This is a genomic window from Flavobacterium sp. LS1P28 (assembly GCF_003970335.1).
Classification (GTDB): domain Bacteria; phylum Bacteroidota; class Bacteroidia; order Flavobacteriales; family Flavobacteriaceae; genus Flavobacterium.
Genome location: NZ_RYDI01000002.1, coordinates 178587 through 192737, shown reverse-complemented (window position 1 = coordinate 192737; position 14151 = coordinate 178587). Strand labels below are relative to the sequence as shown.

General features: G+C 36.5%; 9 protein-coding genes. All 9 read right to left on the bottom strand.

The window, feature by feature from the left end:
- Window positions 1-46 precede the first annotated feature (46 nt).
- Window positions 47-397, bottom strand: a complete 351-nt coding sequence (locus EKL97_RS02750; RefSeq protein WP_126454166.1) for a cytochrome C oxidase subunit IV family protein — start codon at window positions 395-397, stop codon at window positions 47-49.
- A gap of 21 nt (window positions 398-418) precedes the next feature.
- Window positions 419-1396 (bottom strand): cytochrome c oxidase subunit 3, encoded by a 978-nt coding sequence (locus tag EKL97_RS02745; protein WP_126458495.1) that lies wholly within the window; start codon window positions 1394-1396, stop codon window positions 419-421.
- A gap of 42 nt (window positions 1397-1438) precedes the next feature.
- Window positions 1439-2026 carry a heme-copper oxidase subunit III gene (locus EKL97_RS02740; protein ID WP_126458492.1) on the bottom strand — a complete coding sequence of 196 codons (588 nt, stop codon included), beginning with the start codon at window positions 2024-2026 and terminating at the stop codon, window positions 1439-1441.
- Window positions 2027-2029: 3 nt separating this feature from the next.
- Window positions 2030-2932, bottom strand: coding sequence for a heme o synthase (cyoE, locus tag EKL97_RS02735; RefSeq protein WP_126554776.1), 903 nt, complete (start codon window positions 2930-2932; stop codon window positions 2030-2032).
- 105 nt (window positions 2933-3037) lie between these two features.
- Window positions 3038-5191, bottom strand: coding sequence for a gliding motility protein RemB (locus EKL97_RS02730; protein ID WP_126568024.1), 2154 nt, complete (start codon window positions 5189-5191; stop codon window positions 3038-3040).
- On the bottom strand, window positions 5181-5924 hold the full coding sequence (gene deoC / locus EKL97_RS02725) for a deoxyribose-phosphate aldolase (RefSeq protein WP_126554899.1): 744 nt from the start codon (window positions 5922-5924) through the stop codon (window positions 5181-5183). Before deoC ends, EKL97_RS02730 begins: the two co-directional genes overlap by 11 nt.
- 221 nt (window positions 5925-6145) lie before the next feature.
- Entirely contained in the window at window positions 6146-6562 is a 417-nt protein-coding gene (locus EKL97_RS16065; protein WP_126454173.1) for a VanZ family protein, read from the bottom strand.
- Window positions 6501-6881 (bottom strand): glycine cleavage system protein GcvH, encoded by a 381-nt coding sequence (gcvH, locus tag EKL97_RS02715; RefSeq protein ID WP_126568022.1) that lies wholly within the window; start codon window positions 6879-6881, stop codon window positions 6501-6503. The genes EKL97_RS16065 and gcvH overlap by 62 nt, the downstream gene beginning before the upstream one ends.
- A gap of 93 nt (window positions 6882-6974) precedes the next feature.
- On the bottom strand, window positions 6975-14141 hold the full coding sequence (sprA, locus tag EKL97_RS02710) for a cell surface protein SprA (RefSeq protein ID WP_126568021.1): 7167 nt from the start codon (window positions 14139-14141) through the stop codon (window positions 6975-6977).
- Window positions 14142-14151 lie beyond the last annotated feature (10 nt).

Here is a 14151-nt window from a genome sequence, read left to right as displayed (position 1 = left end):
TAAAAAAAGGCACGCAATGCGCACCCTTTTTTGAATTAATATCGTGTTAAAAATTCCATTTAATCGTGGAATTTTTAAAAACCTCATGAATATAATCTCCTTCTGTCAAAAGAATGAAAAGCAGGTAAATGATCAAGAAAATTAAAGGCAAAACAACTGCACTTCTTAAACTACTTTTTTCACCCTCCATGTGCATGAAGGCCCAAACTATATAGTACGCCTTATAAATTGTAAGGCCATAAAATATCCAGTTAAGCAAATTCATACCCATAAAATTATTCATGTGAAGAACTTCAGGTTTCAAAATCCCAAGAATAACTTCTATTATGGTAACGGCAGATAATATTCCGAAAACTTTCCAGATTCTGCCTATGTTAGATACGTGTACGTGTGACATGATAATTACTTTTTTTGAAAATTAAACAAGATAGAAAACGGTGAATACAAACACCCAAACTAAATCGACAAAATGCCAATAGAGCCCCACTTTTTCTACCATTTCGTAGCTACCTCTTTTTTCATAGGTTCCAATTAATACATTAAAAAATATAATAATATTAATTATTATTCCTGAAATAACGTGAAAACCGTGAAAACCGGTAATAAAGAAAAAGAAATCAGCAAATAATTTACTTCCATATTCATTTCTGACCAGATTTGCGCCTTCCACAACATAATGTGCCTGACCCAATCTAGATACGGATTCTTCTCTAGAAAGAATTGTTTTCTGTTTGGTTGCGGTCATCACTTCTGTTCGAATCAAAAGTTCAGGATGTGCTTTGAAACCGGCTTGAACCTCGGCTACAGAATAGGAAGGTAATGATGGCTCACTCATAAACCATTTGGCTTTATTTGGAGTCAATTGCTCTCTTTCTTCGTGCAGATTGGCAGCAAAATCAGCCAAAGCTACACGATTTCCGTCTTTATCAACAAACTGAAGCAAACTACCGCCTTTTGTTTCGATAGCGCCGTATTCGCCTTTGATGAAATTTTTCCATTCCCAAGCTTGAGACCCTACGAAAATCAAACCTCCAATAATAGTCAAAAACATATAAAGGATTACTTTGTTTTTTTTCATTTGATGCCCTGCGTCAACGGCCAAAACCATAGTCACAGATGAAAAGATCAAAATAAAAGTCATTAATGCTACATAATACATCGGAGCAGATACCCCATGCATAAATGGAAAGTGTGTAAACACTTCATCAGCCAACGGCCATGTCTCAATAAATTTAAATCTAGAAAAACCATACGCGGCTAAAAATCCAGAGAACGTTAAAGCATCCGATACGATAAAAAACCACATCATCAATTTGCCATAACTTGCCCTCATTGGCTCATTGCCGCCTCCCCAAGTTTTCTCTTCACTATTTGCAGTAGTAACTGTCGCTTCCATAAAAATTATTCGTTAAAAAGTTCCCAAATTTACGTTTTTTTCTTATTTAAAGAAATATAAAAACAAAAACAAATAAACCCATAATAGATCCAAAAAGTGCCAGTACATTGCACCTAGTTCTATACCAAGGGTTTGAGATGAATTGTATTTTTGTTTAAAATGATTATAAATTATAATTAGTAGTGAAATCACACCACCAGCAAGGTGAATCAGGTGCACAACCGTTACAACATATAAAAAAGTAGTCGTTATTGAGCTTCCACTTCCCGTGAAATAATACCCGCTTTCGACTATTTCTCCAAAACCTGCAAACTGCAAAAAAACAAACAATATTCCTAATGCTAAAGTAGCTAAAAGAAACATTGTAGTTTGTGTTTGATTGTCTTTTTGAATCGCTTTTTTGGCTAGGTAAAAAGTCACACTACACCCTATAATTGCCGCAGTGCTATAGTAAAAAGCAATTGGCAATTGAAAATTCTTCAACCAGTCAGCTCTTGATTTACTCACTACAAAAGCACTCGTTAGTCCTGCAAACATCATAGTCATACTCACCATAGCAAACAACAAAATCAATTTATAGGATCTTGCCGTTCTTGATTTTTGCTCGGCTGCTGTCATTATCATTTCCATAATTTATCTTAAAAATTTATCAAATATATAGACTAATTGTAACAAAGTAATATAGGCTACACTAACTAACATCAAAGTTTTAGCCGCTTTTGCGGTTCGTAATTTATACAATCGAACGGCATAAAAAAGCATCCAAATACCCAGTAAAAATACAACAATTGCTGCAATTGGCGTGATAAAAAAACGTCCCGTATACCCTAAAACCGGCAATAAGGAAGCCAAAATAAGCCACACTGTATACAGAATAACCTGCAAAGCGGTTCCTTTGTCTTTCTTTCCCGTTGGTAACATAAAGAACCCTGCTTTTTCATAATCTTCGTATAGAAACCAACCAATAGCCCAAAAATGTGGAAATTGCCAAAAAAACTGAATCAAAAACAAGGTTCCTGCCTCTATTCCAAATTCTCCCGTTGCCGCTACCCACCCCAACATAAAAGGAATTGCACCCGGAAATGCCCCCACAAAAACGGACAATGAAGTCATTGTTTTTAATGGCGTATAAACACTTGTGTATAAAAATATGGAAATAGCACCAAACATGGCCGTCTTCGGGTTGATCGTATAAAGCATCGCAATTCCTATAACGGTAAGCAAACTTGCTACCAGCAATGCAGTGCGTTGAGACATTCTTCCCGTTGGAACCGGACGATTTTTGGTCCTGTCCATCAAAGCATCTAAATCTTTTTCAATTACCTGATTAAAGACATTCGAAGCGCCCACCATACAATACCCGCCTACAGCTAATTTGAACAACACCGCCCAATCTAAAGAGTGCAAATCATAAATCCCAAGCATAAATCCTGCAATAGATGAAAATACGACACTAACGGCTAAACGAGCCTTAGTGATTTCGCGGAAATCGATATAAATAGATTTTAATGAAAGGGTACTTTGTGTTGTGCTCAATGCTAAAGATGATTTGCTTTGTAAAAACTTTTGCAAAAGTAGGGTATCAAAAGGGATTTGACAAAAAACAATTCATAAAAAACTTTTTTAAAATGAAAATGAAAACTAATAGTCAAAATACCAGTTAAAAATATCAGCTCTTAATCCTAAAGTTAGCCAATTAGTGCTCTGATTGAAAGTTGTTGCCGTATTTTTTGAAGGGTCGAAACTCCTGTAAATATAGCTTCCAAAAAACTTTAGGTTGGTTGCCGGATTGACTAAATATCCCCCTTGAAAGTCCGCAATAAAAACAGCTGTTTTATTTCCTTGACCCACTTTTACACCACTGTCAAACGGCCTGTTTTCATCATAATCCTTGTAAATATTTCCTCCATAATTAAAAACATCTTCTGTTGTACCAAAATCCAGGCCTCGAGTTCCCATAGTAACTTTTGCGTCAGCAAAACACCTTCCTTTGTGGTATCGGGCAATTGCAATAAATTCCTTAAAATTTCCGCCCCACTGATGTCCTATACTTTGATTATTATGTCCATAATTTGTGATTGGAGCACTATGAGAATATACATACGGACGAACATGATTGTACTCTAACTGCAATAGTAAATTATCTACTTTGAAAGCATCAAAATATTTAATTCCAAGTTGGTATCCGTATTTATTTTTCCAGCTGTTATCCCGTTTTTTTACATCACCAAGCGAAAATTTATCGAGAACAAACTGTCCGTATAAGTTAATCTGGTTGCTCCATTTGTATTTATAAGTCAATCCTAAAAGCGCATTTCCGGTTCTTGCTGACGAAGCAAATTCGACCGCACGATAAAAAATTATGGGATTCACAAAACTCATGTCAAATCCTCTCTCATTGGTATTTGTCCAAATCACAGATTCGAAGAAACCTAGATTCAGCCTGTTCGAAACATTCCAACTCAAATAATGGTTGGCCATAAACTTCGTAGCGTAGGTTCTTTCCAGCGTAGCGTCCGGGCGAACGTCTTTAAGCCACATATAAGTATTGGTATATTTTATTTTCCAAAAATTAGTATTCAATTTAAAATAAGGATAGGGACTGGCGCCATCACTTTCTAACAAAGAGCGATAACCATCCCCAATAAAATTTCTTCCGTAACCCAATTGCATATCAATATGTTTGCTGGGCGCAAAAGTCAAATTGGCTTCGGCCAAAGGAAAATCATACGAATCCGTTTTGAAATCTTTTGCAATTCCGATTCCCGGAATAATCGCAGGATTACCTCCATCCGGTTTGATTGACTCAGCATACCGATTGTAATAATCCGCAAAACGACCCTGACTTTCAAAAATGGTTGTGGTAAAATTGAGTTGTTTTCCTATACCACCACGAAAATTTATCCCCCGTGTATTTACATAAGTATAAGAAGCCTCCGTTTGGGTAGCCTTCCCAAGCTGCAGGTCAAAAATAGGATTAACTGTAAACCAATAGCCTTCCCCTTGAATTGCAACTGTACTCTCATTCCATAGTTTTCTGGCCCACCAGCCGGAAACATTCTTTTTCAGCTTTTCATTGGCTCCTTTTAAGTCATAATATTTTGACACCTCCGTGTATGTATATGGTTTTGATGCCGTATGATTATTGCTCCCCACTTGATTTAACGAAGCATCAAATTGCGCATAATAACTGTGTGAAAAGGGCACATTCAAATGGCTATCAAATTCAGGGTTATTAAATTTTTTATACACGATGCTATCCAGTTCTGTTACCTTTTTATTGCTACTAGGCAGGAATTCGGCTTTCGCCAAAGCTTCAGCAACAACTTCTTCCCTGTTTTTTAAAGGAATTGCAATCGTCATTGTAAACTTATTATAGGTGGGGTTGCCGTTGTAGGTTGAGGGTTGAATTTTAGGCAATTTTGCAAAAACTCTTTTGGTTTCCTTTATCAGGTCTTGCGCTATGGCATCTACATAAATCACTTTAAATACCCCCGTATTATCTACTTCAAAGAGCACTTTTACCGCTCCTTGAAAATCATTTTGGACTAGGTGCTCTGGAATTTCAAAGTTTTGAAAAACAAAATCCTGAACCTGATTATAGAAACACGTTTCTAATGTTTTGGATTGCAAGTTTACACAATCTGGAAAAACAGGAAATCGTTCGGCTGAATTTCCTGACTCTTGCAGTAAACTATTAATCTGCTGAGCGTTTGTATAGAAAGAAGACAGGAACAAAAGCATTACAAACACTGTTTTTTTTACCTCAATTTCCTTTATAAATCTAATATTCATTGTGTGAATTTTGACCGTTAGCAATCATTTTAGCTCCCGAAGTTCCTATTCGTCTTACGCCTAATCGGATCATTTCAACAGCTTCCTCATACGTCCGCACTCCTCCGGCAGCTTTTACCGGTAAAGGCGACGCATTTTCGAGCATCATTTTTATAGCAGGAATCGTAGCGCCATTGGGCAGATTATTTTCCGTTTTATAAAATCCGGTTGAAGACTTCACAAAAATCGTAGCGAACAACTCTTGCTGAAAATTAGAAACAATAACATTTTTAATCAAACTTGATAATTGGATGATTTCTTTATCATTGAGCGCTGCAACTTCAATAATCCACTTTACAACTTTCTTTTTGGCCAATCCCAATTGCGTGCACTTTAGAATTTCATCTTTGACCAAGTCAATTTCACCATTTTTGAAGGCTTCATAATTACAAACAAAATCCAGATCATCAGCCCCATTATCTATAGCCTGTCCGGCCTCAATCAACTTCTGTTCAATTGAAGATTTGCCCTGCGGAAAATCAATTACAGTTCCTATTTCCAGATTTGAATGTGCCGAAAGAATCATTTTTCTAGCTAAAGGAACCATCTCGGGACGTATCATAATGAGTTTAAAGCGTTCCTCAATGGCTTCCTGAATAAATCCCTGAGCCACAAGCGTATTTTCTTCATGACTGAGACCCGCTTGTACCGCAGTTTTCAAATAGGTTGAGTCTAAATATTGCTTGATATCCATAGCGATTTTGATTTCATAATTATAGTGAACTCTGACTGACAAAAATACATTTTATATGCACATGAGCTTAGTGCTAGATCGTACAATTTAATTATTTTTGATACTACAACTGATACTTTCACTACCTTAAAAATAGTAAAAATCCTGTTCCGTAAAACCGCAACTCTTCTAGTGCCTAAAACATAAAATCCCACAAGAAGTGGGACTTTATCTTTATGTTTTTATTTCTTAAACAGCACCGCGATTGCTACTGCCAGCACCGCTCCGGATGTATTTGCTGAAACATCATATATGTCTGCATGTCTGGAAAGGGTAAACAACTCTTGTGAAATCTCGATTACTATTCCAAAAAAAAAGGAAAACAAAAAAGAAAACACTAACGGTTTTAAACTATTCGAACTGCTTATCTGTTTTTTTAAAAACAAATAACAAAATGACGTTAGTACAAAATGAAAAAAAGCATGGACATATTTATCTATATTTGACACATTCCCAAGAGGGACATTGTTCAATTGTATTAAACAAAAAAAGGCAATAATTCCAGCCCATACAATAGCTGCCCACAAAAATAGTTGCTTATGCACCAATAATTTCTTTATACGAATCACTCGAAAGAAGCGAATCAAATTCAGCAACATTAGTTACTTTAATTTTTACCATCCATCCGGCGCCATAAGGATCTGAGTTTACACTTTCCGGAGTGTTCTCTAGTGCGTCATTAAAAGCGATAATTTCTCCTGAGAGAGGAAGAAACAAATCAGAAACCGTTTTAACCGCTTCCACAGTCCCAAAAACCTCATCTTTCTCTAAAGTCTGATCTAAAGTTTCCACCTCAACATACACGATATCCCCTAATTCTTTTTGCGCAAAATCAGTGATTCCTACTGTTGCAATATCCCCTTCAAGGCTTACCCATTCGTGATCATTTGTGTACTTTAAATTTGCTGGTATGTTCATATTATTGTAATTGATAATTATTAAATGATAATTTGAATTTTATGTGACAAATGTAGCAATCTCAATTCAAATCTGGTTTAGATTTAAAGAAAATTAATTCCCAAAATTATACCGAAGTGTAAACCCGGAACGAACATTTGTCAGTGGAAAAGAAGTCGAGATTACTGCTTTAGAAAAAGAATGATCGTAATAGAAAATAGCCGTAAGGTTTTTACTAAAGGAATAATCAGCTTTTACGGTAAGTGACCACAAATTTTGACCGCCTGCCAGCTGATTGTTGTTATAATCCAAGTACCTTACAATGGTTTGATTGTTCCGATAGGACAAATCTGCTTTCAAATTAATATCGCTTTTTATTATTCCTGTGGGATTATCTGCGAGTCTGGAAGAAAAAATAACATCTTTGAAACGGTAGCCTAGCCCAACCACATATTCAATTCCTTTGACTTCGGTCAATAAATTATTATCAAAACTCATGGATAACGCTCTGTCTTTTTTGATTTCGGCCAATACTTTCAAGGAACTTTTCAGTTCAAAATCCATTCGCAACAACGGATTAAATTGCTCTACTAAATTGATATTAGACATGATGGTTTGATTAAAAAAATTACCACTTGCATCAGTTCCGTCGGGTGTTTTATCGTATTCAAAATTTGATCTGAATGCATTTATCGTATATGAAGCCCTGTAATTATGCTGCAGGGAGAATCGTTTGAAATTCTTTTTAAAAACTTCATAACGCATCAGTCCATTATATTTCACAGCCCAGTTTGGGATTGGAAAATTTCTAAAAATTCCCAGCGAAACAGCGGAAGCATCTCCCCCGGAATAAGCAGCTAAAAACGCTGGTAACAATACGGCCTGATTATTTTTTCCATAACCCAAAGGGAATCCTTCCGGATCCAGGTTACTCGGATTATTAATGTCGATGCCGCGCTGTGTTGCCAGTCGATTTGCCACAGTAAGCCTGTTTGATCTAAAGTCATCAAATGCAGCTGATATATTTTCATCACTACCCGAAAAGGAAGTTTTTATCAGAACGGTCGATATCGAGAAAATCCCGGCAGTGTAGGGAGATCTTGCGTTATAAACGCCATCGGTAACGTCATATTGTTCCGAAAAATTTTCAGAGTAGGCCCGGTCTAAAGTCAAATCAATTTTTAAATCCGGCAGTAAATCTACATTTGCTGTAGCTTTAAATAATTTATTTGTCACTCGGGAAAAATTTTGGTTGAAATCCGGATAATTGGTCAGCCATCCATTTTTTGCTGCTTCAAAGCGAACATCATCCTGACTTCCAAAAATAAATCCTAACGATGGTCTTGAAGAACCCAGAAACCCCACGCTTGGTGTGTATCCCGGCAAAACGGTACCGCTATTGTGTGTATAGGTCATCTGAATGTTTTTGACACTAGTCAACATCCCAATCAAACCATCTACAAATGGATTGTTTTTTGGAGCTTGGTTTGCATTCCTATTTACTATTTTTTCTCCCGGTTTTGGAGCAGTCATTCTAGGTTTAGGTACTGTCTTAGTACTGTTTTTGGCAAGTCCTAAATATTTATACAACAAATCCATATTGAATGTTGCATTCAAATTATTGGAATTTGCATTTTGAACGGTATTTCCCAGATTATAATTAGCGCCTTCAATTTGTATTTCTGACAAAGCATTAGAAGTACGCTGCCAGCTGTAATCACCGGTATAAGAATACGTTGCTCTTACAAAACTGAACAACGGAATTTTATTAATTGGAATTTCATAATTCAAAACCAGTTGTTGCATGTGTTGATTTGGATCTCCCATGTCCCAATAACTATCCCAAATTGTAAACGTATCAATAGGCTCATTATTCTCGTTCAAATAGCTTTTTACAATATTGCTGGATGAAGCGGTATAGTTTAATTTCAGTGATTTTGTCAAATTATAATTAAATCCATATTGGTAATTAAAAGCAAAATTTCTGCGATACAACGGATCAAGTCCTATGCCTTCTACCTCAACCTGTCTGAATTGCTGACGGTTGTATTGTCTAATAATATTGCTGTTAAACGAAATATTTGAAGGCAAATAATTAAAATTAAAATCACTCAGTAACTTCCAATAATTACTGTTTTTCATGAACTTAGTTTTCTTGAACGGCTCCACTGATTTAGGCTGAAATGTGTACGCATAATCTACAGAAGAGTTTACCTGTTGATCCACATAATCTTCGATTTCAAAATCATGTCTTTCTACTTCATTAAAAGATTGCGAAAAAGTAAAGTTTTCCGGGTCGTAAACATGCTGTTTTTGTTCCGGACCACGTTCTTTTCTAACCCCGATAAAGTTTATGCTTTTGCGTTTTGTATAATCAATAGCTCTACTGGCAATATTATCTCTTTGATTTTGATCCGTGGTTTTATCCAGTAACTGTTTTAGTTTTATATCTTGATTAAAAGGATCGTATTCCGGCGTTATTGTTTCTTCGCCTATAGCGTAATTAAAAGGCAGGTTAATCTGCCATTTTGGAGGCAGTAATTTTCCTAAATTCACATTAGCAACAATAGTATACTGTTGCGTATCTTCTCTGCTTCTTTCATTTGGGCCTTGTTCCAATGCTCCAAAACCAATAGTGCTTTTTCTACCGGAAGCTGAAACAGTGGCGAAATCAGCTAAATTTGAATCAATATTCAACACTGCGGCCATTCCGCCTTTGTTATCCATATCGGCCAGGCGAAGTTCATTAAACCAAACTTCTCCTTTAATATCGTTGCGGGCATCATTGTTTTTTACCCCAACCATTAAGGTTCGCACTAACCCAAAATTAGGATTCCCCTTAACTCCTATTCTTAATTTATTTATTTTATTGCCCAGGGAGGAATCCAATTCATCTTCATTTTGATAATAAATCCCATCTAATGGCAGTGTGGCAGGATCGATACTCATAGCCAGAATCTTCAATTGCGTTAATAAAGCAAGTGACAAATCAATTTCATTCTCTGCGGGCCAAACTGTTTCGGCACTCAAAGGTGAGCAATCAGAATTAGATGCTGATGATGGCGTGGTGACTTTTAAAGGAATTTCAATTTGGTAAAAATTCTGGGTAAAATCATTTCCAAAACGAATGAAACCTACCATTTGATTTTCTTGAAGTGCAATTTCGTTTGGTAAAGATTCTGCATGCAAAAACATTTTTAATTTCTTGAATTGGCGCATATCAATACTAACGTTTTTAAAAACGGCTCTGGAGTCTAATGGTTCCAGTCCGTTTCCGGATACCCGCAAGGCTAATGATTGTTCGTTTTGATTAATTACCGTGTTGTTATTAAACAGTTGTTCACGCGTTACGCCCGGTGGAGTAATGTAATTAACAGGACATCTTTGGTTGTTTTCCTGAACATTTACGGCTAAAACATCTAAATTAGTATTGTCATCGTCTATGTTAGTATCATTAAAATCAAGGGTATTGGTATAGCGCCTCCATTCTCCTCGAACTAAATCCAAGGCTCCAAAACGAACCGTTACTTGATCTTCAAAACCGGTCATAAACATTCTCATGAAACGAATAGATCTAAAATCGGAAATATTTCCTATTGTGTTTTCAGGTTGCGAAACCGGAATTTTAAACTGCAGCCATCGGGCCTCTGTATTTGAACCATCGGGCAAGGTCACTTGCGTATTTCTAATATCCGTAATGTAATTTTGTCCCACGGCCATATTGGGCTGGACAGTAATGCTGTATTCATAATACGCATTAATGGTATTCATCGTATTATCCTTATTGATATCCTCGACATCAGGAAGAGTGGTAGACCCTCTGTTAGGATCATTGATATCTACTGTTGAGTTGCCATCAGTACCGTTGTACATTTTGTATCGATCAATAATGCCGCCTGATGCATTCAAGTAAAAAGTATAGTCATCTGCCGCTGGATCCAGCTCAGAAGCAAAATTAGTATATACTGATCCTTCATTAGCATTAGACAAACCATCTAAACCAATGTCTTGATTTTTTCTATTATCAACATTTGTGTCAAAAGCATAAATCAATGATTGAGAAGCCGGGACATCGCCCCATATTGGCTGTGGATTTGCCACTATCTGATCCGGTCCTAATCCGTTTTCATATTGTTTTCTTCCATCTTTCAGGACATCCTCTGATATCTCTCCTAAGTTGAAGTATATTTTACCCGTATTTGTTTGTGCTGCCTGACCATTTCCTACATACGGATCTAAAATCCAAAACTGGATGTATTCCACATTTCCTTGTTCGAAATTAGTCGAATTTAATGCTCGCATGATTCCACCAAAATTGTCTTTGGCATTTGCACCAACATTTAGGCTGTTGTTATATGGCCCCCGTTCTGAAGGATAATAACTTAAATCTAATGTGTTTATCACTTGTGATTGTCCTTGAGCGATATCTGTCAGGGGATACAATTCCTGACTAAAAATTCTTCTGGTGGTATTGAAGGAAAGGTCTTCATTAGAAACACCGGATGGTTTTTGTGTATAAAATATCGGATCTATAGAATACCATGATAATTTGGCTCTTTTAAACCCGTAACTTAAGTCATTGGCACTGGCATTAAAATCATACGCACTAGTTGTGTTTTTTTCTGGGGTTGATGCAAGACTCCAAGAATATGGGCTTCGCATATCAATAGTAGATTGAGTTCCTTCAAAATCATCTACATAAATCGTAGATTCACCCTGAAATTGATCTGCTTTAGGCGAATCCGGTTTCAAGAAAGCAACTTCGCCTCGTATAGAAAGATTAGAAGTCACATCCGTATCCAGATTGGGTAATTTATTTACCAATCGAGTCAAGAATGGCACTTCGGTTGAAAAATTAGTATTAAATCCAAAAATAGTATTGTTGACCGATTCCTGTCCAAAACTCGATTTTTGAGTAAATGGCCTTTCGCTCATTTTCAAAAAAGTGGCTCCAACCACAAAATTATCAGCAATTTTATGCTCTACATTTACACCCATAAACCGCCTGGTTTGCTGGCCAAAAACAGAGTTGTTTTCCAATGACACCTCAATAGGCGTATTAGAGGCTTGAAGTGAAGCATCTAAAATCTGTACGCGACCCAATTGATAATTGACACTGTAGTCAATTCCTTCTACCAGAACCCTTCCTGCTGCGGTCACTACAACAGAACCTCTAGGAACATTAAAAGCGCCAATTGGTATTCCATCACCACCTGTAGATTTGTATTTCCCTCTTAATAAGAACTTATTTTTCTCACTATCCTGCAAAGCCCCTGATTGGGTGTTGCGGTACATATTGCGGAACACATATTTTTTCTGATTCTCATTATAAGAACTTACATTGTTATAATTTTCTATTAAAGCGGGGTTTGCTAATTTAGAAAACAATAATTCTCCAAACGGTTCTTTTGTGGTAAAAATAATTCTTCCGTTTTGAGCATCTATAGTCAGCCCTGGCATAAAGTCAAAAAAACCATCACCTCCGGCTTGCGGATCATTATTGAAATTTAATTTGTCTAAATTAAAGACTTTCAACAATGGTGTGCTGGTAACAGTATAATCTTTTGGAGGAATTTCATTTTTATTGTTAGCATCCGGAAAAGGACTTCCGGATACTTCCGTAATATAGTTTAGAGGCGAAGGATCCGTGTAGAGAATATTAAATCTGAAATCTTCTTGTTTCAATTGATAGCCCCCTTGAATCTGATAGATATTTTTCATCATCAGGTTCCAAATAGGGTTTCTAACGTTAGTCAAATTACTTTTCAGCATTTTCAATATCAAACTTTGCGAGATAACCGCTTGATTTGAGGAACCATTCCCCGTAACCACCGTTGCATCTACTCCATCATTACCAAATTCCCCCACTTGATAGACCTGATCGCCTATGGTATATTGATACGCCACTGCCAGAACCTCATCATTTGCCAGTCGTTGTTGCAATGAAATATATCCTAATTGTGAATTAAAAGTATATTCATTTGGATTCAGTTTTCGAGCATTTTCTAGTTTAGAATAATCCTGTGCTTCACTTACTGTCACATTAAAACCGGAGTTTGCCGTTACAATTTCACGTATATTGGGATTCAGCAAACCTCCTCCTGTAGTAATTTGTGCCGGATCATAATCATTATTTGAATTGTCAGCAGGAGAATCTAAGGGATTATTAAAAATACCTGTTGATGGATCTAAAACAACTACTTCGTTGTCTGCCAAACCCGATAATTGTCCTTCCCCTAAATCCTGAAGTGCAATAATATTTCTAAGGTTATTATTCGTGGTCGTGACACGGTTTTGCTTATTGGTTACCCAAATTTCGATTCGGGAGATCTGAACTCTACTGTCAATAAAAGGATAATTTGCCAGGGATTTATCATACCTGTTTCTAAAATATTGGGATAAGAAAAAATGCCTGTCACTATCATAATCTAAGGCAAACATCTCAAAATCTTCAATTGTGCCTCCACCTTGAGCGATTAAACTTTTAGTCTGCGATTTTTGTTCCGAAAAAATACCAGTGACTGTTGTTTTCCCAAACTGTAATTGTGTTTTTACACCAAATAGACTTTGTGCTCCCCGGATCAAGGAACTATTCAATGGCATGCTGACATTACCCACTTCTATTTTTTGAATAATATCGTCCTCTGATGGTGCATATTCCAGCTTGATCAGGTTTTGAAAAGCAAATGTTGACTGCGTATCATAATTTACATTTACATTGAGCCGAGTCCCTACCTTTCCCATCAAACTCATGCTAATTCTTTGATCAAAATCAAATGAAGTAGTAGTCCTGTTTCTCGGGGAAAATGAGGGATTGTCTTGTTTGGTATACCGCATTCCTAAATCCATTTCAACAGATCCGGTAGGTTTTACATCAATGGTATTGCTACCAAAAACAGATTCAAAAAGCCCTGATTTTACATAATATCGAGGTAATAAATCTCTTTTAGCAATTTCACTTCCTTCCTTTTTTCCGTCAATAGCGTCTACTTTTTTCTTGAAATAATCCCGCATGGATTCCTTCAAAACAAGATTTTCATACTCTTTTGGTGTTAAAATAATAGGGTAATTAATAGAAAAACCATCCACGGAATTTGTATAGATGTACCTGTCAGTTACAGGATCATAGGTATATGCCGAAAGGACACTTTGAGGATTTTTTAACTGTACCTTCCCTATAGAAAATCCGGTTTTTACGGTATCCTGAACTGCCTGAGTTACTTGTGCATTTGACATAAAACCACAAAATAAAACAAGTGAAAAAATACAAATTTTATGCATACAACTCGTG

What these genes read in the sequence shown, in the direction of transcription:
- EKL97_RS02750 (WP_126454166.1), bottom strand. Translation starts at nt 397, where the DNA reads ATGTCACACGTACACGTATCTAACATAGGCAGAATCTGGAAAGTTTTC.
- EKL97_RS02745 (WP_126458495.1), bottom strand. Translation starts at nt 1,396, where the DNA reads ATGGAAGCGACAGTTACTACTGCAAATAGTGAAGAGAAAACTTGGGGA.
- EKL97_RS02740 (WP_126458492.1), bottom strand. Translation starts at nt 2,026, where the DNA reads ATGGAAATGATAATGACAGCAGCCGAGCAAAAATCAAGAACGGCAAGA.
- EKL97_RS02730 (WP_126568024.1), bottom strand. Translation starts at nt 5,191, where the DNA reads ATGAATATTAGATTTATAAAGGAAATTGAGGTAAAAAAAACAGTGTTT.
- deoC (WP_126554899.1), bottom strand. Translation starts at nt 5,924, where the DNA reads ATGGATATCAAGCAATATTTAGACTCAACCTATTTGAAAACTGCGGTA.
- EKL97_RS16065 (WP_126454173.1), bottom strand. Translation starts at nt 6,562, where the DNA reads ATGTTGCTGAATTTGATTCGCTTCTTTCGAGTGATTCGTATAAAGAAA.
- gcvH (WP_126568022.1), bottom strand. Translation starts at nt 6,881, where the DNA reads ATGAACATACCAGCAAATTTAAAGTACACAAATGATCACGAATGGGTA.
- sprA (WP_126568021.1), bottom strand. Translation starts at nt 14,141, where the DNA reads ATGCATAAAATTTGTATTTTTTCACTTGTTTTATTTTGTGGTTTTATG.